Annotated in this window: 32 protein-coding genes and 1 pseudogene; 32 read left to right on the top strand and 1 reads right to left on the bottom strand. The window is 38.9% G+C overall.

The genetic code is table 11. The annotated features are described in order from the left end of the window. Window positions 1–3: 3 nt before the first annotated feature. Both G7074_RS05715 and G7074_RS05710 read left to right on the top strand, forming a co-directional pair. On the top strand, window positions 4–507 hold the full coding sequence (locus G7074_RS05715; RefSeq protein WP_166207341.1) for a gliding motility-associated C-terminal domain-containing protein: 504 nt from the start codon (window positions 4–6) through the stop codon (window positions 505–507). Window positions 508–511: 4 nt separating this feature from the next. Then, window positions 512–1399 carry a PorP/SprF family type IX secretion system membrane protein gene (locus G7074_RS05710; RefSeq protein WP_166207338.1) on the top strand — a complete coding sequence of 296 codons (888 nt, stop codon included), beginning with the start codon at window positions 512–514 and terminating at the stop codon, window positions 1397–1399. A 157-nt stretch (window positions 1400–1556) separates the two neighbouring features. On the opposite strand, the gene G7074_RS05705 is transcribed toward G7074_RS05710, so the two are convergent. After that, the gene (locus G7074_RS05705; protein WP_124561694.1) at window positions 1557–2168 is read right to left on the bottom strand and encodes a hypothetical protein; all 612 of its coding nucleotides are present in this window, start codon (window positions 2166–2168) and stop codon (window positions 1557–1559) included. Window positions 2169–2339: 171 nt separating this feature from the next. Here G7074_RS05705 and G7074_RS05700 point away from each other — a divergent pair, with 171 nt between their 5' ends. The 30 genes and pseudogenes from G7074_RS05700 to rpsD all read left to right on the top strand — a co-directional run bounded on the left by G7074_RS05700 (window position 2340) and on the right by rpsD (window position 18583). After that, window positions 2340–3596: a prephenate dehydrogenase gene (locus G7074_RS05700; RefSeq protein WP_124561695.1), complete on the top strand. Its 1257-nt coding sequence runs from the start codon at window positions 2340–2342 to the stop codon at window positions 3594–3596. A gap of 182 nt (window positions 3597–3778) precedes the next feature. Further along, a pseudogene (locus tag G7074_RS05695) lies at window positions 3779–4611 on the top strand (sulfite exporter TauE/SafE family protein). Beyond that, window positions 4611–5006, top strand: a complete 396-nt coding sequence (locus tag G7074_RS05690; RefSeq protein ID WP_124561697.1) for a DUF1634 domain-containing protein — start codon at window positions 4611–4613, stop codon at window positions 5004–5006. Before G7074_RS05695 ends, G7074_RS05690 begins: the two are co-directional and overlap by 1 nt. A gap of 171 nt (window positions 5007–5177) precedes the next feature. Beyond that, the gene (gene rplC, locus G7074_RS05685) at window positions 5178–5795 is read left to right on the top strand and encodes a 50S ribosomal protein L3 (RefSeq protein WP_124561698.1); all 618 of its coding nucleotides are present in this window, start codon (window positions 5178–5180) and stop codon (window positions 5793–5795) included. A gap of 4 nt (window positions 5796–5799) precedes the next feature. Further along, window positions 5800–6429: a 50S ribosomal protein L4 gene (gene rplD / locus G7074_RS05680; RefSeq protein ID WP_090765858.1), complete on the top strand. Its 630-nt coding sequence runs from the start codon at window positions 5800–5802 to the stop codon at window positions 6427–6429. Between the two features lies 1 nt (window position 6430). Continuing rightward, a complete protein-coding gene (rplW, locus tag G7074_RS05675) occupies window positions 6431–6721 on the top strand; it encodes a 50S ribosomal protein L23 (RefSeq protein WP_025145221.1) in 291 nt (96 codons plus the stop codon). A gap of 20 nt (window positions 6722–6741) precedes the next feature. After that, complete coding sequence (gene rplB, locus G7074_RS05670; protein WP_124561699.1) at window positions 6742–7566, top strand: 50S ribosomal protein L2; 825 nt, start codon at window positions 6742–6744, stop codon at window positions 7564–7566. Then, window positions 7566–7832 (top strand): 30S ribosomal protein S19, encoded by a 267-nt coding sequence (gene rpsS, locus G7074_RS05665; protein ID WP_010599906.1) that lies wholly within the window; start codon window positions 7566–7568, stop codon window positions 7830–7832. The genes rplB and rpsS overlap by 1 nt, the downstream gene beginning before the upstream one ends. Window positions 7833–7839: 7 nt before the next feature. Then, complete coding sequence (gene rplV / locus G7074_RS05660; protein ID WP_124561700.1) at window positions 7840–8199, top strand: 50S ribosomal protein L22; 360 nt, start codon at window positions 7840–7842, stop codon at window positions 8197–8199. A 7-nt stretch (window positions 8200–8206) separates the two neighbouring features. Beyond that, complete coding sequence (rpsC, locus tag G7074_RS05655) at window positions 8207–9049, top strand: 30S ribosomal protein S3 (protein WP_124561701.1); 843 nt, start codon at window positions 8207–8209, stop codon at window positions 9047–9049. 40 nt (window positions 9050–9089) lie between these two features. Continuing rightward, window positions 9090–9512, top strand: coding sequence for a 50S ribosomal protein L16 (gene rplP / locus G7074_RS05650; protein WP_113951798.1), 423 nt, complete (start codon window positions 9090–9092; stop codon window positions 9510–9512). A 73-nt stretch (window positions 9513–9585) separates the two neighbouring features. Further along, window positions 9586–9798: a 50S ribosomal protein L29 gene (rpmC, locus tag G7074_RS05645; RefSeq protein ID WP_025145217.1), complete on the top strand. Its 213-nt coding sequence runs from the start codon at window positions 9586–9588 to the stop codon at window positions 9796–9798. 13 nt (window positions 9799–9811) lie between these two features. Next, window positions 9812–10066 carry a 30S ribosomal protein S17 gene (gene rpsQ, locus G7074_RS05640; RefSeq protein WP_010599901.1) on the top strand — a complete coding sequence of 85 codons (255 nt, stop codon included), beginning with the start codon at window positions 9812–9814 and terminating at the stop codon, window positions 10064–10066. A 1-nt stretch (window position 10067) separates the two neighbouring features. Further along, entirely contained in the window at window positions 10068–10436 is a 369-nt protein-coding gene (gene rplN / locus G7074_RS05635; RefSeq protein ID WP_113951800.1) for a 50S ribosomal protein L14, read from the top strand. A 1-nt stretch (window position 10437) separates the two neighbouring features. After that, on the top strand, window positions 10438–10776 hold the full coding sequence (rplX, locus tag G7074_RS05630) for a 50S ribosomal protein L24 (RefSeq protein WP_124561703.1): 339 nt from the start codon (window positions 10438–10440) through the stop codon (window positions 10774–10776). After that, the gene (gene rplE, locus G7074_RS05625; RefSeq protein WP_056097523.1) at window positions 10776–11342 is read left to right on the top strand and encodes a 50S ribosomal protein L5; all 567 of its coding nucleotides are present in this window, start codon (window positions 10776–10778) and stop codon (window positions 11340–11342) included. Before rplX ends, rplE begins: the two co-directional genes overlap by 1 nt. Beyond that, window positions 11342–11611, top strand: coding sequence for a 30S ribosomal protein S14 (rpsN, locus tag G7074_RS05620; RefSeq protein ID WP_039475193.1), 270 nt, complete (start codon window positions 11342–11344; stop codon window positions 11609–11611). Before rplE ends, rpsN begins: the two co-directional genes overlap by 1 nt. Before the next feature lie 153 nt (window positions 11612–11764). Next, on the top strand, window positions 11765–12166 hold the full coding sequence (gene rpsH, locus G7074_RS05615; RefSeq protein ID WP_231427289.1) for a 30S ribosomal protein S8: 402 nt from the start codon (window positions 11765–11767) through the stop codon (window positions 12164–12166). 18 nt (window positions 12167–12184) lie between these two features. Next, window positions 12185–12742: a 50S ribosomal protein L6 gene (gene rplF / locus G7074_RS05610; RefSeq protein ID WP_124561704.1), complete on the top strand. Its 558-nt coding sequence runs from the start codon at window positions 12185–12187 to the stop codon at window positions 12740–12742. A gap of 5 nt (window positions 12743–12747) precedes the next feature. Then, window positions 12748–13101 carry a 50S ribosomal protein L18 gene (rplR, locus tag G7074_RS05605; RefSeq protein ID WP_124561705.1) on the top strand — a complete coding sequence of 118 codons (354 nt, stop codon included), beginning with the start codon at window positions 12748–12750 and terminating at the stop codon, window positions 13099–13101. 17 nt (window positions 13102–13118) lie between these two features. Next, window positions 13119–13637 carry a 30S ribosomal protein S5 gene (gene rpsE / locus G7074_RS05600; RefSeq protein WP_010599893.1) on the top strand — a complete coding sequence of 173 codons (519 nt, stop codon included), beginning with the start codon at window positions 13119–13121 and terminating at the stop codon, window positions 13635–13637. Window positions 13638–13641: 4 nt separating this feature from the next. After that, window positions 13642–13821: a 50S ribosomal protein L30 gene (gene rpmD / locus G7074_RS05595; protein ID WP_010599892.1), complete on the top strand. Its 180-nt coding sequence runs from the start codon at window positions 13642–13644 to the stop codon at window positions 13819–13821. 104 nt (window positions 13822–13925) lie between these two features. Further along, window positions 13926–14372 carry a 50S ribosomal protein L15 gene (gene rplO / locus G7074_RS05590; RefSeq protein ID WP_039475451.1) on the top strand — a complete coding sequence of 149 codons (447 nt, stop codon included), beginning with the start codon at window positions 13926–13928 and terminating at the stop codon, window positions 14370–14372. Window positions 14373–14379: 7 nt separating this feature from the next. Then, window positions 14380–15720, top strand: coding sequence for a preprotein translocase subunit SecY (gene secY, locus G7074_RS05585; protein WP_124561706.1), 1341 nt, complete (start codon window positions 14380–14382; stop codon window positions 15718–15720). A gap of 8 nt (window positions 15721–15728) precedes the next feature. Then, window positions 15729–16514 (top strand): type I methionyl aminopeptidase, encoded by a 786-nt coding sequence (gene map, locus G7074_RS05580; RefSeq protein WP_124561707.1) that lies wholly within the window; start codon window positions 15729–15731, stop codon window positions 16512–16514. A gap of 71 nt (window positions 16515–16585) precedes the next feature. Continuing rightward, on the top strand, window positions 16586–16804 hold the full coding sequence (infA, locus tag G7074_RS05575) for a translation initiation factor IF-1 (protein ID WP_010599888.1): 219 nt from the start codon (window positions 16586–16588) through the stop codon (window positions 16802–16804). A 1-nt stretch (window position 16805) separates the two neighbouring features. Continuing rightward, window positions 16806–16922 carry a 50S ribosomal protein L36 gene (gene rpmJ, locus G7074_RS05570; RefSeq protein WP_010599887.1) on the top strand — a complete coding sequence of 39 codons (117 nt, stop codon included), beginning with the start codon at window positions 16806–16808 and terminating at the stop codon, window positions 16920–16922. A gap of 70 nt (window positions 16923–16992) precedes the next feature. Beyond that, the gene (gene rpsM, locus G7074_RS05565) at window positions 16993–17370 is read left to right on the top strand and encodes a 30S ribosomal protein S13 (protein WP_010599886.1); all 378 of its coding nucleotides are present in this window, start codon (window positions 16993–16995) and stop codon (window positions 17368–17370) included. A gap of 152 nt (window positions 17371–17522) precedes the next feature. After that, window positions 17523–17912: a 30S ribosomal protein S11 gene (rpsK, locus tag G7074_RS05560; protein WP_010599885.1), complete on the top strand. Its 390-nt coding sequence runs from the start codon at window positions 17523–17525 to the stop codon at window positions 17910–17912. Between the two features lie 62 nt (window positions 17913–17974). Continuing rightward, window positions 17975–18583: a 30S ribosomal protein S4 gene (gene rpsD, locus G7074_RS05555; RefSeq protein ID WP_124561708.1), complete on the top strand. Its 609-nt coding sequence runs from the start codon at window positions 17975–17977 to the stop codon at window positions 18581–18583. Window positions 18584–18631: the final 48 nt, after the last annotated feature.

Here is an 18631-nt window from a genome sequence, read left to right as displayed (position 1 = left end):
ACGATGAAAAGAACATATTGCCTGTTTGTTTTTCTGGTGCTTCTCTTTTTTGGTCGCGGGGTTAAAGCGCAAAGCTTACCTTATGTGCTTAATTCGGCAAGCGGTTATGGTAAAATCAATAACCAGTTATACGATTTCAGCATTGGCGAAATGGTATTGGTTCAATCTTTTCAGGTTACCAATACCAGTTTAACACAAGGGTTTTTACAGCCTTTTCTAATTATCAATACCCAGGCGGAGGTAAGCATTGTAAATAATATCCTTACGCCAAACGGCGATGGTAAGAACGATTTTTTTGTGATTAAAGGCCTGGAGAAATACCCCAACAATAAGCTCACTATTTTCGACAGGGGAGGGCGGATGCTTTATTCGGCAGTAAATTACAAGAACAACTGGGATGGCTATGTAAACGGATCGGCCCTTGCCGAAGATACCTATTATTACATACTCGATTTAGGCGCCGAAGGTACAGTTAAAGGGTTTATATCTATTTTATATAAAAAGTAACAGCATGAGAAGAGTGAAAAGTATTTTAGCAGGGCTGTTGTTTTTATTTGCGATACCGGCATTCGCCCAACTCAACCCCATGGGGAGCATTTATTACCAGAACCAGTTTTTGGCCAATCCGGCAATGGCTGGTGTAGAGAAAGGACTGAACCTCAATGCTGCCCTCAAAACCCAATGGACGGGGGTAGATGGTGGCCCCCGCATTCAGTATTTAACCGGCGATTACGGTCTGCAAAATGATAAGGTGGGCTTGGGGGTGCTTTTTTATAACGAAGGTGCCGGTGCCATTAACCGCACAAGGGCAACGGTAACTTATGCATATCATTTACCTTTAAACGGTGGCAGCGAATTTATCGATTTTGGTTTGTCGGCAGGGATTATGAACGAGTGGGTAGATTTTGGTAAGGTAAAGGGAGATCTCGACGATGATGTACTCAATAGTTTTAACGACCGTAAATTATATCTGGATGGCGATTTCGGTGTAGCATACCGTACAGATAAATTAACTATTCAGGGCGCTTTGCCCAACCTGAAAAGGTTTTTTAAAAGAGATCAGGTTAGAAACGTTGTTGATCGGTCTATCTATTTTCTGGCCGCTGGCTATAAGTTTACTACCGATAAGCTAATCAACAGCATTGAACCTAAATTGGTTTATCGTGGGGTGCAGAACTATGATGGTATTTTTGATGCAGGGGTAAACCTTCAGTTTTTAGATCAAAAATTGATGTTGAATGGCATTTACCACAGTACCAATAGCTTTACCGGAGGCTTTGGTGCTAACTATAAAAATCAGTTTTCTATTTTATTTCAGTACACAACCAATACTTCAAAAATGCAGAATTACAGTAATGGAGAGTTTGAGGTTGGATTGAAGTATAGCTTGAAGAATTAAATCCCGATCCTTAGACTCGTCACGTCATCTCGACTGAGCGTAGCGGAATGCCTGCCCGTACAGGCGGGGAGAGATCTGTGATTGGACAAAATTAATTTTGAATGATTGAGTAACGCTAAATCATTCAATCATTCAAAATTCAATCAATTAGACCAAGTTATCTGCCTCTGCCTTCGTCCCATTTATTACGCTCATCCTGCAGCTCACGGGCAAGTTTCATCTCTTTATCTTTAGCCTTAACCTTGTGTGCCTGAAATTCATCGGCCACTTCCTGGTAAAGCTCCGTACGGTATTTGGCTTCGTGCCTTAATTTACCCGATTGGAAAATAATAAAGGCCAGGCCAAGGCCCAGTACAATGATAATTGACCAAACAATGGTGTTATAGGTGCCCTTATCGAAAGCAATTCCTAAAAACTTAATTTCGTTAACCGAAGCATTGGCTGTAACCAGCGAGCTTTCTTTTCCGGTAACCTCGCCTTTTAAACTCGAAATATTACCAGCCTGGGCCTTAATTTCTTGTCTGGCTTCCTGCAATTGCTTACGTTCTTTCCGTAGCGTATCGTTAACACTTTTCCATAAAGACGATAACCGGTTGGGGTTAATCAGCCTTGCACCATTGAAGCTTTTCGATTTCTTTAACATGAACTGATACTGGCCATTTAATGATGGGTCTGTATTCTTTGTCGTGTCAGGTAAAGTTTGCCCAAACGCAAAGTTTACAAATAGCATAGCGCCTAAAAACAGTAGGGTGTGTTTAATTTTTTGCATAGTTTAAATATAGGTGTTATCGTGTAAAACTACATTTTTATCCATTTCCCGGTTAATATTTTTATGTGAAGTTTAGGGGTGAAAGACAAATATGTTTGTGTTTAACATGTTAAATAACAATTTTATCGAAGTTTTATTATAAAATTATGTGCGATAGGTTACATTTGTTTCATGCAAATAGGAATTATTGGTTTAGGCGATATGGGCAAATTGTATGCTGTATCGTTTGTAAACGCTGGTTATAAAGTATGCGGGGCAGATATGCCTTTGCGTTTTACAGATTTAAAAAATGAGCTCGAGCCTAAAGGAATTGAAGTCTTAATCGATGGGCATGAAGTGGCACGCAAATCTGATTTTATAATTTACTGCGTTGAAGCCGAAAAAATTGATGAGGTGGTGGCTACTTTTGCACGCTCTACCAAATATGGTGCAATTGTTTCGGGCCAAACATCAGTTAAACATCCCGAAATTGCCGCTTTTGAAAAACACCTTCCGCCCGACACCCAGATTGTAACCTGCCATTCTTTGCATGGCCCGGCTTTTAGTCCGGAGGGGCAGACCCTGGTGGTGGTGCGCCACCGTGCTACCGATGAGGTTTACGCTAAAGCGTTGGAAATTTATCAATCTTTAAAGTCGAACATCATTGAGATGGACGATTACCGCGAGCACGACCGCATTGTGGCCGATACACAGGCCGTTACCCACATGGGTTTCGAAAGCATGGGCTCTGCCTGGAAAAATGCCGGTTTTTTCCCATGGGATAACCCTGCCTATGCCGGAGGGATTGATAATGTAAAGATTTTAACCACGCTAAGGATTTTTAGCTACAAATCTCACATCTATGCTGGTTTGGCCATATTAAACCCTTATGCGCAAAAGCAGGTAAAATATTATGCCCAGGCCGAATCTGAACTCTATAAACTCATGATCTGCGAAAATGAAGTCGAGTTCAGGGAGAAAATTTATGCTGCCCGCGATTTTGTGTTTCACGAAAGCCGCCAGTTGTTGCTGCTTGACGATAACATCATGAAAGAATTCAGTCTTTCGGATGCAGACCATAAACAGAAACCCAATTCGCATTTAAGTTTGCTAAGTATGGTGTATGCTTGGTATAAAATGGGAGTAAACCCTTACGATAACCTGATTTGCCAAACCCCACCGTTTAAACTGAGACTGGGTATTGCCGAGTATCTTTTCAAAAACAAGGAAATGCTCGAAGAATCGATCCAAACGGCTTTGTACGATAAATCCATTCGCGGCGATGACCTCGAATTCCATACTGCTGTGCACGAGTGGGCTTCAATAATTGGTTATGGCGATATTAATGGCTATAAAGCACATTTTGAAGCCGCCAAATCGTTTTTTGCCAACCGGCTGAATGATGGCAGGGATTTAAGTGCGGAAATGATTAAGAGACTTGGTAAATAGATTAGCATAAGTTCACGTCATGCTGAATTTATTTCAGCAGCTCACTTCTCCAGAGGCCCTGAATAAATTCAGGGTGACGGTTATTTTATCTCAAAATTCTATTTTATCCCCTTAATATATAGACTTTATTTTATTCCCTTAATCCTTCGTTTCCCCAAAAACAGTACATTATATTTGCCCGCATGTCGGTATTGCTGTTTACCATAATCGTTTTATTAGGTGCTTTTTTGGCCGGATTACTGGGTTCGTTAACGGGTTTGGGCGGAGGCGTAATTATTATCCCTTTACTCACCTTGGCTTTGGGGTAGATATCCATTACGCCATTGGTGCATCTATTGTTTCGGTTATTGCTACTTCATCGGGTTCGGCGGCAGCTTATGTTAAAGAGGGGATTACCAATATCCGTATCGGTATGTTTTTAGAGATAGCCACTACCATTGGTGCCATTTGTGGCGCAATTGTAGCCGTTTACCTAAATGCCAACTACATTGCCATTCTATTTGGCTGTATCCTTATCTTTTCGGCCATCATGACTTTGAAGAAGAAAGTAGACCATACTACTTTAGATGATACCGATAAATGGGCCAGGTTTTTTAAATTGAACGGATCTTATCCCGACAGGGGAACAGAGCATGCCTATGCGGTAAAGCACATACCCGGCGGTTTCTTTATGATGCTTTTTGCCGGAACCTTATCTGGTTTGCTGGGTATTGGAAGCGGAGCTTTAAAAGTAATTGCGATGGATAACATTATGCGTTTGCCTTTTAAAGTATCGACCACTACCAGTAATTTTATGATGGGCGTTACTGCAGCGGCCAGTGCGGTGGTTTACCTACATCGTGGTCAAATCGATCCAGGTATCGCCATGCCGGTTTGTATTGGCGTTTTAACCGGTGCTACGGTGGGTTCGAAAGTTTTATTGAAAACCAAAACCGATAAGCTTAAAATTGTGTTTGCGGTGGTGGTTGCATTTCTGGCTATGCAAATGATTTATAAAGGAATAAGCGGATTGTAATGAACACAGCCAATAAGGAAAACATAAAAGATAAAGATATTCAGCTAATACTGGGTACACTTTTGCGTGCAGGCGTAATTATTTCGATGGGTATTGTGCTAATAGGCGGGGTAATTTTCCTGAGCCATAACAAAGGTGTAATTACCGACTATAAAGTTTTTAAACCCGAGCTGGCTAAATTTTCGTCGATAGCAGCCATATTCAAAGGTGTACTTACTTTTCAGGGCGATGCAGTAGTGCAATTTGGCATATTGATGCTGATATTCACGCCGATAGCCCGGATTGTGTTCGCCATTTTTAGCTTTTTAATAGAGCGCGATTACCTATATGTGCTTATCGGATTTATCATTTTAGCGATTATAACTATCAGTTTAAATGGTGGTTTAGCTCATTAACACTACTTTTAAAGTTAAATCGCATCATATCAGCAATTTATTTGAAAAAATATTTCGCTAACTATTTGAAAATTAATAATTCTTGTCTATCTTTGCCGTCCCTTTCGGGGATGTACAACCACCTTGAACGAAGCCCTACTGCTTCGATGGGTGTTAAAATTAAAAGATAAAATGTCAGGAATTATTGGAAAAAAAGTAGGAATGACCAGTATCTTTGATGCCGAAGGAAGAAACATTCCTTGTACGGTAATCGAGGCTGGACCTTGTGTAGTTACACAGGTAAAAACCGAAGAAGTAGATGGTTACTCGTCAATCCAACTGGGTTACGATGAGAAAAAAGAGAAAAACACAACTCAACCATTGAAAGGCCATTTCGCGAAAGCAAACACAACTCCGAAACGCAAGCTGGTAGAATTCAACTCATTTACAACTGCACTTAACTTAGGTGATGTTGTAACTGTAGATGCATTCGCAGAAGGCGATTTTGTTGATGTTGTAGGTACCTCAAAAGGTAAAGGTTTTCAGGGTGTTGTAAAACGCCACGGATTTGCCGGTGTTGGTATGCAGACTCACGGTCAGCATAACCGTTTACGTGCCCCAGGTTCATTGGGAGCATCATCATTCCCTTCACGTGTATTCAAAGGAATGCGCATGGCAGGAAGAACAGGTGGAGACAGAGTGAAAATTCAAAACTTACAGGTTTTGAAAGTTTACGCTGAGCAAAACTTATTAGTAGTTAGTGGTTCCATTCCAGGAGCTAAAGGTTCTTACGTAATCTTAGACAAATAATCAGATGGAAGTTAAAGTATTAAACATTTCAGGTAAAGAAACAGGTGCCAAGGTGCAACTTCCTGAATCGGTATTTGGTATCGAGCCTAACGACCACGCGATTTATTTAGATGTAAAACAGTATTTGGCTAACCAACGTCAGGGTACTCACAAATCTAAACAACGTAACGAGATTGCTGGTTCGACCCGTAAACTATACAAACAAAAAGGTACAGGTGGTGCCCGTGCTGGTAGCATTAAATCTCCGTTATTTAACGGTGGTGGTCGTGTTTTCGGTCCTCAGCCACGTGATTACAGTTTTAAATTGAACAAGAAATTAAAATCATTAGCACGTAAATCAGCTTTAGCTTATAAAGCAAAAGATAACAACGTGGTAGTTTTAGAAGATTTCAGCTTCGATACAATTAAAACTAAAAACTTTACAAGTTTATTGGCTGCTTTAAAAGTAGATACTCAAAAAACTTTGTTGGTTTTACCTGCACAAAATAATAATATCTATTTATCAAGCAGAAACGTTCAGAAAACTAAAGTAATCTCTGCAGCAGATTTGAATACTTATGATGTATTAAACGCTGGTGTACTTGTGTTAACTGCTGATTCTGTTAAAACTTTGGAGGAGGCATTTGCCAAGTAATATGGAAATTTTAAAAAAACCAATATTAACCGAAAAAGCTTCAGCTTTAACTGAGAAATCTAACCGTTTCACTTTTAGCGTTAACCACAAGGCTAACAAAATCCAGATCAAAGCAGCTATTGAGAAATTGTACGGTGTAACCATCGTTGCAGTTAACACTATGGTTGTTGATGGAAAAGCTAAATCTCGTTACACTAAAGCAGGTTTTGTATCAGGTCGTAGCCCGAAATACAAAAAAGCAATCGTAACGTTGAAAGACGGCGAAACAATAGATTATTACGCAACCCTTTAATTTAATAATTCATTATAACTATGGGCTTAAGAAAATTTAAACCAGTTACTCCAGGTACCCGCTTCAGAGTTGGTGCTAGCTTTACGGAGATTACAGCAACCAAGCCCGAAAAATCATTGGTTGCATCATCAAAAAAGTCTGGTGGACGTAACAATACAGGAAAGATGACCATGCGCTACATGGGTGGTGGTCACAAAAAATCTTATCGTATTATCGATTTCAAACGCGATAAATTCGATATTCCTGCTACAGTTGCTACTGTAGAATACGATCCAAACCGTACTGCCCGCATCGCATTATTACACTATGCTGATGGCGAGAAGCGTTATATCATTGCTCCTGAAGGATTGCAAGTTGGTTCGGTATTATTATCGGGCGATACTGCAGCTCCAGAAGTAGGTAACACTTTAAAATTATCGAACATTCCATTAGGTTCTATCATCCACAACGTGGAGATTCACCCTGGAAAAGGAGCACAATTGGCTCGTAGTGCAGGTGCTTACGCACAATTAGCTGCCCGCGATGGTAAATATGCTACTTTGAAAATGCCTTCAGGCGAAACCCGTTTAATCCTGACTACTTGTCTTGCTACTATCGGTGCTGTATCTAACTCAGATCACGCAAACGAAGTATTAGGTAAAGCTGGTCGTAAACGTTGGTTGGGCCGTCGTCCGAGAACTAGACCGGTAGCGATGAACCCTGTTGATCACCCAATGGGTGGTGGTGAAGGTAGATCATCAGGTGGTCACCCACGTTCAAGAAATGGCGTTTTAGCTAAAGGCTACAAAACCAGAGAACTTAAAAAATATTCTAATCGTTACATCATAGAGAGAAGGAAGAAATAATGGCTCGTTCGATAAAAAAAGGACCTTATATTGACCATAACGTAGAGAAAAAAGTAAACTCTATGAATGATTCAGGCAAAAAGTCTGTAATCAAAACTTGGTCTCGTAGATCAATGATTTCACCAGATTTCGTTAATCATACATTTGCAGTACACAACGGTAATAAATTTATTCCTGTGTACGTAACAGAAAACATGGTTGGTCACAAGTTGGGAGAATTTGCTCCAACCAGAACATTCAGAGGACACGCTGAAAAGAAAAAATAATTAGACAATGGAAGCAATAGCAAAATTAAACAATTGTCCAACCTCACCGCGTAAGATGCGTTTGGTTGTAGATCTTATCAGAGGTGAACGTGTAGAGAAAGCATTAAGCATTTTAAAGTTTACCAACAAAGAAGCAGCAATAAGAGTTGAGAAATTATTATTATCTGCTATTAAAAACTGGGAAGCTAAAAATGAAGGTGCCCGCCCTGAAGAAAACCAACTTTTTGTAAAAACAGTTATGGTTGATGGTGGCCGTCAGTTAAAACGCTTACGTCCAGCTCCTCAAGGCCGTGGATATAGAATTCGCAAACGTTCTAACCACGTAACGCTGATTGTAGATAGTAAAAATACAGAAACTCAAAACTAATTAGGAAATGGGACAAAAAGCAAATCCAATAGGTGCCAGGTTAGGAATTATCAAAGGATGGGATTCTAACTGGTTCGGTGGCAACAACTACTCCGATAAATTAGTTGAAGATGAGAAAATAAGAAAATACCTTTCTGCCCGTATCGCAAAAGGCGGTGTTGCAAAAGTAGTTATCGAGCGTACGTTAAAACGTATCACTGTAACTATCCACACAGCTCGTCCGGGTATCGTAATCGGTAAAGCAGGTGCTGAGGTTGATAAAATCAAAGAAGAGTTAAAGAAATTAACTAAAAAGGAAATTCAGATTAACATCTTTGAAATTAAACGCCCTGAACTTGATGCACAATTAGTTGCAGAAGGTGTTGCAAAACAATTAGAAGCAAGGATCTCATTCCGTAGAGCAATGAAATCTTCTATCGCATCAACCATGCGTATGGGTGCTGAAGGTATCAAAATCATGACTTCTGGTCGTTTAGGTGGTGCTGAGATGGCACGTACTGAGCAGTACAAAGAAGGAAGAGTGCCTTTGCATACATTCCGTGCTGATATCGACTATGCTTTAGCTGAAGCTTTAACCACTTATGGTAAAATCGGTATTAAAGTATGGATTTGTAAAGGTGAGGTTTATGGAAAACGTGATTTGTCTCCAAACATCGGTTCGACAAACAACGGTCCAAAAGGCCAGTCAGAGAAACCAGCATTCGGTGGAAGAGATAACAGAGGTGGTGGAAGAGATAACCGTGGCGGTAACGACAGACGTGGTGGAAACCAAGGCGGTGGTCGTGGTCCAGGCCAAGGTGGTGCAAACAGAGGTGGTGGCGCAGGCGCTAACAGAGGCCCTCGTAAATAATTGATTTATTAACATCGTTTAACGATTAGAACAAAATAAAATGTTACAGCCAAAAAGAACGAAGTTCAGGAAGATGCAAAAAGGCAGAATGAAGGGTTTAGCTTCTCGTGGAGCTGAATTAGCATTCGGATCTTTCGGTATCAAATCTTTAGAAGCAACTTGGATCACAAGTCGCCAGATAGAGGCTGCCCGTATTGCCGTAACACGTTTCATGAAACGTGAAGGTCAAGTATGGATCAGAATTTTCCCTGACAAACCGGTAACTAAAAAACCTGCTGAGGTACGTATGGGTAAAGGTAAAGGTGCTCCTGAGTATTGGGTAGCAGTTGTAAGACCTGGACGTGTAATTTTCGAAGCTGAAGGTGTGCCTTTAGAAATTGCTAAAGAAGCATTGCGTTTAGCAGCTCAGAAATTACCAATCCAAACCAAATTCGTAGTACGTAGAGATTACGTAGAAGCATAGTAAAGTGTTGAGGTGAATGTTGTAAATACTTGTTTATTATAACCGCTACACTCAACGTAAAAGAAAAAGAAAAATGAAAAATTCAGAAATCACAGGGCTTTCAAAAGAAGAATTAGTAGCTAAGATTGCGGAAGAAAAAGAGAACTTATCAAAATTGAAGTTCGCTCACACTATTTCAGCTATCGAAAATCCTTCGCGCATTGCAAAAGTAAGGAAAGACATAGCCCGTTTAAACACTGAGTTGACTAAAGTGAAAAACACTGAGTCAGCTACTGAAACTAAATAATTCGAGAGTCGACATGGAAAGACAATTAAGAAAAACAAGAACCGGGTTAGTGGTAAGCAACAAGATGGATAAATCTGTTGTAGTGAGCGTGGAACGTAAAGTAAAACACCCGATTTATGGTAAGTTCGTGAAGAAAACTACCAAATTTATGGCTCACGACGAGAAAAACGAATGCGGTATCGGCGATACAGTATTGATTATGGAAACTCGTCCTTTGAGTAAAAACAAGAACTGGAGATTGGTACAAATTTTAGAAAGAGCTAAATAAGATGGTACAACAGGAATCAAGATTAAACGTTGCTGATAACAGCGGCGCAAAAGAAGTATTGGTAATTCGCGTGCTAGGTGGAACCGGCAAACGTTATGCTTCAATTGGTGATAAAGTAGTTGTTACCGTAAAAAGCGCTATACCTTCGGGTAATATTAAAAAAGGTACAGTTTCTAAAGCAGTTGTTGTAAGAACTAAAAAAGAAATCCGTCGTAAAGATGGTTCTTATATCCGTTTTGACGATAATGCAGCTGTATTATTGAACGCACAGGATGAGCCAAGAGGTACACGTATCTTTGGCCCGGTTGCGAGAGAACTACGTGAAAAACAATTCATGAAAATCGTATCATTAGCACCGGAGGTATTATAAAATGGGAAACAAAGTAAATACACCAAAACTTAAAATCCGCACTGGAGATTTAGTTAAAGTAATTGCTGGCGATTCAAAAGGTCAACAAGGAAAAGTACTTTCAGTACAAACAGATAAAAACAGAGCCATTGTAGAAGGTATTAACTTAGTATCTAAACATACTAAACCAAATGCTGCAAATCCTAACGGTGGTATTATTAAAAAAGAAGCTGCTCTTCACATTTCTAACTTGATGTTGGTTGATCCAAAATCTGGTAAAGCTACACGCGTAGGTCGTAAACTTAACGCAGATGGCAAAATCGTTAGAGTTGCTAAAATATCAGGAGAGGAGATTAAATAATGGCTACTACACCAAGATTAAAAAGCAAATACAAAGAAGAAGTTGTAAGTGCATTAAAAGAAAAATTTCAGTACAAAACTGTAATGCAGGTTCCTAAATTGGAAAAAATCTGTATCAATCAGGGTGTTGGTCGTTTTTCTGTTACAGATAAAAAGATTATGGATACCACAATCGTTGAGTTGACTACCATTACTGGTCAGCAAGCGGTTCCGGCACAATCTAAAAAGGATATCTCTAACTTTAAATTACGTAAAGGTATGCCTGTTGGTGTACGCGTAACATTACGTGATAACAACATGTATGAGTTCCTTGATCGTTTGATCTCTGTAGCTTTGCCACGTATCCGTGATTTCAAAGGTATTAACGATAAAGGTTTCGATGGAAAAGGTAACTATACATTAGGTGTTACTGAGCAAATCATCTTTCCTGAGATTAATATAGATAAAATCAATAAAATTTTAGGGATGGATATAACTTTCGTAACTTCGGCAAAATCTGATGTTGAGGCGCTTGAGTTATTGAAACAATTCGGATTACCATTTAAAAATCAAAAAACAGCAGAATAATGGCAAAAGAAGGTGTAAAAGCACGCGAAGTTAAGCGCCAAAAATTGGTAGCTAGATACGCTGAAAAACGTGCAGCATTAAAAGCTGCAGGAGATTTCGAGGGTTTGGATAAATTACCAAAGAACTCATCTCCAGTACGTTTACACAACCGTTGTAAATTAACTGGTCGTCCTCGTGGATATATGCGTACCTTTGGTATTTCAAGGGTAACATTCCGCGAAATGGCACTAGACGGTAAAATACCAGGTGTTAAAAAAGCATCTTGGTAATATAAAGTATTAAAATACTGCAGTATCAAGTATCAAGGCCAATCTGTGTCTCGATACTTGATACTTATATGTGTTTATACTAAAAAAAGAATTTTAACCGATAGCAGGTCCCACAGCTGGGTAGCAGAAGGAAACCACTATCAAAAACAATAAATAATGAATACAGATCCAATAGCAGATTATTTAACAAGAGTAAGGAATGCCATTAAGGCCAACCACAGAGTTGTAGAAATTCCTGCATCAAACCTTAAAAAGGAAATCACTAAAGTACTTTTTGATAAAGGTTACATCGCGAACTATAAGTTTGAAGATACTACAGTTCAAGGCACGATTAAAATCGCTTTGAAATACAATCCGATCACTAAAGTTCCTGCTATTCGTACATTAGTGCGAGTAAGTAAACCAGGTTTGAGAAACTACGCTGGTGTTGAAAATATGCCAAGAGTATTAAACGGTTTAGGTATCGCAATCTTATCTACTTCTAAAGGTGTAATGACTGATAAAGAAGCAGCCAAATTAAACATTGGTGGTGAGGTATTGTGTCACGTTTATTAATATTAGGAGAACAGCACAATGTCAAGAATAGGAAAAGCCCCAATTACAGTACCTGCAGGTGTTACCATTACAGTATCTAACGATAACGTTGTAACGGTAAAAGGCCCTAAAGGTGAATTAACGCAAGCAGTAGATTCAGATATCACTGTAAGTCAAGAAGATGGAATTTTATCAGTTCAACGTCCATCAGATCAAAAGAAACACAAAGCATTACACGGTTTATATCGCTCATTGCTTAACAACATGGTTGTTGGTGTTACAGAAGGTTATAAATTAACTCAGGAATTAGTGGGTGTTGGTTACCGTGCTACAAACGCAGGCAATACATTAGATCTAGTTTTAGGTTATTCTCACCACTATGTATTCCAGTTACCAGCGGAAATTACCGTTACTACTCAATCAGAAAAAGGTCAGACTCCTAAAATCATTTTAGAGAGTATCGACAAACAGTTGATTGGTCAGGTAGCAGCGAAAATCCGTTCGTTACGTGCACCAGAGCCATACAAAGGTAAAGGTATCAAGTTTGTAGGTGAAGTGTTAAGAAGAAAAGCAGGTAAATCAGCATCTAAAAAATAGTAATCATGGCAGGTAAAAAATTATCAAGAAGAGATCGTATTAAAAAAGGGATCAGAAAAAGACTTACCGGTTCGGAAGAGCGTCCAAGGTTATCTGTATATAGAAGCAATAAAGGGATTTATGCGCAGGTAATTAACGATGTAACCGGTAAAACAATAGTTTCAGCATCATCATTATCAAAGGATTTTGCAGGTACTGGAAGCAAAAGCGACCAATCAGTAGCAGTAGGTAAATTAGTTGCCGAAAAAGCAATTGCAGCTGGTGTTAAACAAGTTGTTTTCGATAGAAACGGCTATTTATACCACGGTCGTGTAAAATCGTTGGCAGAGGGTGCCCGCGAAGCTGGTTTAGTATTTTAATCTGAAGAAAAAGTAAGATGTCAACTATTAATATAAAAAGAGTAAAAACCACCGATATCGAATTAAAGGATCGTTTGGTTAGTATACAACGTGTTGCCAAAGTAACCAAAGGTGGCCGTACTTTCAGCTTCTCAGCAATTGTTGTTGTAGGTGATGAGAACGGTGTTGTTGGTTTCGGTTTAGGTAAAGCGAAAGAGGTAACTGAAGCAATTGCAAAAGGTGTGGATGATGCTAAAAAGAACTTGGTAAAAGTTCCAATTTTAAACGGTACTGTTCCTCACGAGCAAATCGGTAAATTCTCAGGTGGCTTTGTATTAATCAAACCAGCTGCAGTAGGTACTGGAGTAATTGCTGGTGGAGCGATGCGTGCTGTATTAGAGAGTGCTGGTGTACATAACGTATTGGCAAAATCTAAAGGATCATCTAACCCACACAACGTGGTAAAAGCAACTGTTGATGCGTTAACTAAAATGCGCGATGCTTATACAGTAGCTCAAACCCGTGGTATTGATTTAAACAAAGTATTTAACGGATAATATCATGGCTAAGATCAAAATAACACAAGTAAAAAGCGTTATCGACAGAAGCGAGCGCCAAAAAAGAACCGTTCAGGCTTTGGGTTTATCTAAAATGAACCAAAGTGTTGAGGTTGAAGCTACACCGCAAATTATCGGTATGGTTCGCAAAGTGAACCACCTGGTAGCTATCGAAGCAATCTAATAAAAAAGTTAAAGGTAATATGGGGTAAAACCTGTATTACCTTTATATATGTTTAATCGTTGTACCTGTTTAGTGAAAGCGAAGGGCAACACAAATTCAAAAAAATGAATTTAAGTAATTTAAAACCTGCAAAAGGTTCTACAAAAAACAGCAAAAGAATTGGTCGTGGTACAGGTTCTGGTCGTGGTGGTACTTCAACTCGTGGTCACAAAGGTGCGGGTTCTCGTTCAGGTCACTCAACCAAAATCGGTTTCGAAGGTGGTCAAATGCCTTTACAACGTCGTGTGCCTAAAGTTGGTTTCAAACCAATCAACCGTACTGAATACGTTGGTGTAAACTTAGACGTATTACAAAACTTAGCTGAAAAATTCAGCTTAACAACTATCGATTTCGCCGCTCTCCAGGCGCATGGTTTAGCTTCAAAAAACGACTTGGTTAAAATTTTAGGTCGTGGTGAAGTGAAAGCAAAATTAGAAGTTACAGCACATGCGTTTTCTGCAACCGCACAAAAAGCTATTGAAGCTGCAGGTGGTTCTATTGTAAAATTGTAATTATTAAATGAAGAAGCTATTTACTACTTTAAGTAATATCTGGAAAATTCAGGAATTAAAAGAGCGTATATTGTTTACGCTCTTAATTCTTTTGGTATACCGTTTCGTTTCTCACGTGGTTTTACCAGGTGTAGATGCAACTGCTTTAGGCAATAACGAAAAATCGGGACTTTTAGGCTTACTTGATATGTTTGCCGGAGGTTCGTTCTCTCGTGTGTCTATTTTGGCGTTGGGGGTAATGCCTTATATCTCTGCATCGATTGTGGTGCAACTATTGGGTATTGCTGTTCCTTCTTTCCAAAAAATGCAGAAAGAAGGCGAAAGTGGTAGAAAAAAAATGAACCAGATTACCCGTTACCTAACGGTAGCGATCACAATCGTTCAGTCTGTTGGTTATGTTAAAACGCAGGTTCCGGCAGAAGCTATTTTATTACCAAACACTTTATTTTTAGTGTTATCTACGTTTGTATTAACGGCAGGTACCTTATTTGTAATGTGGTTAGGTGAAAAAATTACGGATAAAGGAATTGGTAACGGTACATCACTAATCATTATGGTTGGTATTATTGCCCGTTTACCTGTTGCAATTTCTCAAGAGTTTAGTGCACGTGTGGGTTCGTCAAGTGAGGGTGGAGGTCCGGTAGCATTAGTTTTGGAAATCGTTGCCTTATTTGCAGTTGTAATGTTTACCATTTTAATTGTTCAGGGTGTACGTAAAGTGCCTGTACAATACGCTAAGAAAATTGTTGGTAACCGCCAGTTTGGTGGTGTTCGTCAGTACATCCCTTTAAAGGTTAATGCTGCCGGTGTTATGCCAATCATTTTTGCTCAGGCGTTAATGTTCATTCCAGGTGCTATTATGCAGTTTGTTCCTTCGTTACAAGGCTCATGGTTAATTCAGTTTAGCAACACAACATCGTTGGCTTATAGCTTAACATTCGCATTTTTAATTATTGCATTTACTTTCTTCTATACAGCCATTACAGTTAATCCAACTCAAATGAGCGATGATATGAAGAAAAACGGTGGTTTTATTCCTGGTGTAAAGCCAGGTTTTGCAACATCAACTTTTATTGATGATGTGATTTCTAAAATCACTTTCCCTGGTGCAGTATTTTTAGCGATCATTGCTATCCTGCCTTCTATTGCAGTTAAGTTTGGTATTAAACAAGAGTTTGCCCACTTCTTTGGGGGTACATCTTTATTGATTTTGGTTGGTGTTGTTTTGGATACTCTACAACAGATCGAAAGTTATTTATTGATGCGTCATTACGATGGTTTAATGAAAACCGGTAGAGTTACAGGCAGAACAGGAGTACCTGCTGCAAGTAGCAACGCTGCGTTGTAGTGTAAAGGATGTCTAAAATTTATTACAAGTCTCTTGAAGAGATCGAGTTAATAAGAGAAAGTTCCATGCTTGTTTCTAAAACCTTAGCCGAAGTGGCCAAGGTGATAAAAGCAGGCATGACTACTATTCAGTTAGATAAGTTAGCTTACGAGTTTATAGGTGATCACGGAGCAATCCCGGCATTTTTAAACTACAATGGTTTCCCTTATTCGTTATGTATTTCGCCAAATGAACAAGTTGTTCATGGTTTTCCAAGCACATATACTATACAAGAGGGGGATTTAATTTCGGTTGATTGCGGCGTAATTAAAGACAATTATTTTGGCGATTCGGCTTATACTTTCTCAATAGGAGAGATAGATGCTGAAAAACAAAAACTGGTTGAAGTTACTAAGCGTTGCCTGGAATTAGGCATTGAAAAAGCAGTGGTTGGCATGCGGATCGGTGATGTCGGTTTTGCAGTTCAGCAACATGCAGAAACTAATGGATTCGGGGTAGTAAGAGAACTGGTCGGACATGGTGTTGGCGTAAAACTTCATGAGAAACCAGAAGTTCCTAATTATGGAAAGCGTGGCGCAGGACCAAAACTTGAAGAAGGAATGGTGATTGCAATTGAGCCAATGATTAACGCAGGCGTAGCCGGTGTTAAATTCCATAAAGATGGATGGACAGTAACGAGTAAAGACAATAAGCCATCGGCACATTTTGAACACACAGTGGCCATAAAAAAGGGCAAAGCAGATGTTTTATCAACGTTTTCTATTATAGAAGAAGTTTTACAACAAAAAAAATAAATAATTAAAATTTTTTATTTAATTTTGCAACCCTGTTTAGAAGCAGCTAATTAAGTAACAATCAATAAAATATGGCTAAACAAGCCTCAATTGAACAAGACGGAGTAATAAGAGAAGCATTGTCTAATGCGATGTTCAGAGTTGAACTCGAAAACGGACATGAGATTATTGCGCACATTTCAGGAAAGATGCGGATGCACTACATCAAAATTCTTCCTGGTGATAAAGTAAAACTAGAGATGTCGCCGTATGATTTAACAAAAGGCCGCATCACTTATAGATACAAATAAAATGAAAGTTAGATCATCAATTAAAAAACGTAGCGCTGATTGTAAGATTATTCGCCGTAAAGGAAAACTTTACGTTATCAACAAGAAAAATCCGAAATACAAGCAACGTCAAGGGTAATTAAAAAATATTGTAATTAACCGTACAACGGTGGCCCGCCGTTCGGGATTACTTCAAAACATCAATAAATATGGCAAGGATTTCAGGTATTGATTTACCAAGAAACAAAAGAGGAGAGATTGGTTTAACCTATATCTATGGTATCGGTAGAACAACTGCACAGCGTATTTTAACTACTGCAGGTATCGATCTAAACAAAAAAGTACAAGACTGGTCTGATGATGAGTTATCAGCAATCCGTACAATGATTAACGATGAGATTAAAGTAGAAGGTGCTTTACGCTCAGAGGTTCAGTTAAACATCAAACGTTTAATGGATATCGGTTGTTACCGTGGTTTACGTCACAGAAAAGGTTTACCTTCTCGTGGTCAGCGTACTAAAAATAACTCACGTACTCGTAAGGGTAAGAGAAAAACAGTTGCTAACAAGAAAAAAGCTACTAAGTAATAGATAGATATGAGATGTGAGATTTTAGATGTGAGAACCATGTCTTTAAAATCTGCTCAAATCTGGAATAAAAGAGAAAAAGTAGGATACTGAGTATCGGGGTAGGGAAAGTTTTCTATCTCAAGTCTCATATCTAAAATCTAAAAGATAAAATGGCTAAAAGTAAAAAAGTAACAAAAAAACGTATCGTTGTAATTGAGCCTGTTGGTCAGGCGCATATCAATGCTACCTTCAACAACATCATCGTTACCTTAACAAACAACAACGGACAGACTATCTCATGGTCTTCTGCTGGTAAAATGGGCTTTAAAGGTTCTAAAAAGAACACGCCTTATGCAGCTGGTCAAGCAGCTTCAGATTGCGGTAAAGTTGCGTTTGACTTAGGTTTACGTAAAGTTGAAGTATTTGTAAAAGGTCCGGGTTCAGGTCGTGAATCTGCAATCAGAACTTTACAAGTAGCAGGTATCGAAGTAACATCTATCAAAGATATTACTCCACTTCCTCACAACGGATGTCGTCCTCCTAAAAAGAGAAGAGTTTAATTAATTTTAAAGCTAAGAATCTCCAGCTACAGGTTGGATGATACTTTAAAAACAGAAAAAAAATGGCAAGATATACAGGCCCAAAATCAAAGATCGCCCGTAAATTCAGAGAACCAATCTTCGGTCCTGATAAGGTGTTAGACAGAAAAAATTATCCTCCTGGCCAACACGGCGTTTCAAAAAGAAGAGGAAAACAATCTGAGTATGCAATCCAGTTAATGGAGAAACAAAAAGTAAAATATACTTATGGTGTATTAGAAAAGCAATTCAGTAACTTGTTTAAAAAAGCTTCTTCACGCGCTGGTATTACCGGTGATAACTTACTTCAGTTATTAGAAGCACGTTTAGATAACACAGTATACCGTTTAGGTATTTCAACAACCCGTTCTGGTGCACGCCAGTTAGTTAGCCATAAACACGTAACCGTGAATGGTGAAGTTGTAAATATCCCTTCATATCAGTTAAAAGCTGGTGATGTGGTTGCTGTTCGTGAAAAATCTAAATCATTAGAATCAATTAGTAACTCAGTTGCAGGCAGAACAATCAACAAGTTCGCATGGTTAGAGTGGAATGCTGGTGAATTAACCGGTAAATTCTTAACTTACCCTCAACGTGATGAGATTCCTGAAAACATCAAGGAAAACTTAATCATCGAGTTGTACTCAAAGTAATAAATAAGATAGTTAATTACCTCAAAAGGGTAATTAACTTTTTTCTTG

It is taken from the genome of Pedobacter sp. HDW13, assembly GCF_011303555.1.
Taxonomy (GTDB): Bacteria; Bacteroidota; Bacteroidia; order Sphingobacteriales; family Sphingobacteriaceae; genus Pedobacter.
Note: the sequence above shows the minus strand (reverse complement) of the source record. Positions and strands in the feature narration are given on the sequence as shown.

Coding starts and splice junctions, on each gene's coding strand:
- G7074_RS05715 (WP_166207341.1), top strand. CDS start 4: ATGAAAAGAACATATTGCCTGTTTGTTTTTCTGGTGCTTCTCTTTTTT.
- G7074_RS05710 (WP_166207338.1), top strand. CDS start 512: ATGAGAAGAGTGAAAAGTATTTTAGCAGGGCTGTTGTTTTTATTTGCG.
- G7074_RS05705 (WP_124561694.1), bottom strand. CDS start 2,168: ATGCAAAAAATTAAACACACCCTACTGTTTTTAGGCGCTATGCTATTT.
- G7074_RS05700 (WP_124561695.1), top strand. CDS start 2,340: ATGCAAATAGGAATTATTGGTTTAGGCGATATGGGCAAATTGTATGCT.
- G7074_RS05690 (WP_124561697.1), top strand. CDS start 4,611: ATGAACACAGCCAATAAGGAAAACATAAAAGATAAAGATATTCAGCTA.
- rplC (WP_124561698.1), top strand. CDS start 5,178: ATGTCAGGAATTATTGGAAAAAAAGTAGGAATGACCAGTATCTTTGAT.
- rplD (WP_090765858.1), top strand. CDS start 5,800: ATGGAAGTTAAAGTATTAAACATTTCAGGTAAAGAAACAGGTGCCAAG.
- rplW (WP_025145221.1), top strand. CDS start 6,431: ATGGAAATTTTAAAAAAACCAATATTAACCGAAAAAGCTTCAGCTTTA.
- rplB (WP_124561699.1), top strand. CDS start 6,742: ATGGGCTTAAGAAAATTTAAACCAGTTACTCCAGGTACCCGCTTCAGA.
- rpsS (WP_010599906.1), top strand. CDS start 7,566: ATGGCTCGTTCGATAAAAAAAGGACCTTATATTGACCATAACGTAGAG.
- rplV (WP_124561700.1), top strand. CDS start 7,840: ATGGAAGCAATAGCAAAATTAAACAATTGTCCAACCTCACCGCGTAAG.
- rpsC (WP_124561701.1), top strand. CDS start 8,207: ATGGGACAAAAAGCAAATCCAATAGGTGCCAGGTTAGGAATTATCAAA.
- rplP (WP_113951798.1), top strand. CDS start 9,090: ATGTTACAGCCAAAAAGAACGAAGTTCAGGAAGATGCAAAAAGGCAGA.
- rpmC (WP_025145217.1), top strand. CDS start 9,586: ATGAAAAATTCAGAAATCACAGGGCTTTCAAAAGAAGAATTAGTAGCT.
- rpsQ (WP_010599901.1), top strand. CDS start 9,812: ATGGAAAGACAATTAAGAAAAACAAGAACCGGGTTAGTGGTAAGCAAC.
- rplN (WP_113951800.1), top strand. CDS start 10,068: ATGGTACAACAGGAATCAAGATTAAACGTTGCTGATAACAGCGGCGCA.
- rplX (WP_124561703.1), top strand. CDS start 10,438: ATGGGAAACAAAGTAAATACACCAAAACTTAAAATCCGCACTGGAGAT.
- rplE (WP_056097523.1), top strand. CDS start 10,776: ATGGCTACTACACCAAGATTAAAAAGCAAATACAAAGAAGAAGTTGTA.
- rpsN (WP_039475193.1), top strand. CDS start 11,342: ATGGCAAAAGAAGGTGTAAAAGCACGCGAAGTTAAGCGCCAAAAATTG.
- rplF (WP_124561704.1), top strand. CDS start 12,185: ATGTCAAGAATAGGAAAAGCCCCAATTACAGTACCTGCAGGTGTTACC.
- rplR (WP_124561705.1), top strand. CDS start 12,748: ATGGCAGGTAAAAAATTATCAAGAAGAGATCGTATTAAAAAAGGGATC.
- rpsE (WP_010599893.1), top strand. CDS start 13,119: ATGTCAACTATTAATATAAAAAGAGTAAAAACCACCGATATCGAATTA.
- rpmD (WP_010599892.1), top strand. CDS start 13,642: ATGGCTAAGATCAAAATAACACAAGTAAAAAGCGTTATCGACAGAAGC.
- rplO (WP_039475451.1), top strand. CDS start 13,926: ATGAATTTAAGTAATTTAAAACCTGCAAAAGGTTCTACAAAAAACAGC.
- secY (WP_124561706.1), top strand. CDS start 14,380: ATGAAGAAGCTATTTACTACTTTAAGTAATATCTGGAAAATTCAGGAA.
- map (WP_124561707.1), top strand. CDS start 15,729: ATGTCTAAAATTTATTACAAGTCTCTTGAAGAGATCGAGTTAATAAGA.
- infA (WP_010599888.1), top strand. CDS start 16,586: ATGGCTAAACAAGCCTCAATTGAACAAGACGGAGTAATAAGAGAAGCA.
- rpmJ (WP_010599887.1), top strand. CDS start 16,806: ATGAAAGTTAGATCATCAATTAAAAAACGTAGCGCTGATTGTAAGATT.
- rpsM (WP_010599886.1), top strand. CDS start 16,993: ATGGCAAGGATTTCAGGTATTGATTTACCAAGAAACAAAAGAGGAGAG.
- rpsK (WP_010599885.1), top strand. CDS start 17,523: ATGGCTAAAAGTAAAAAAGTAACAAAAAAACGTATCGTTGTAATTGAG.
- rpsD (WP_124561708.1), top strand. CDS start 17,975: ATGGCAAGATATACAGGCCCAAAATCAAAGATCGCCCGTAAATTCAGA.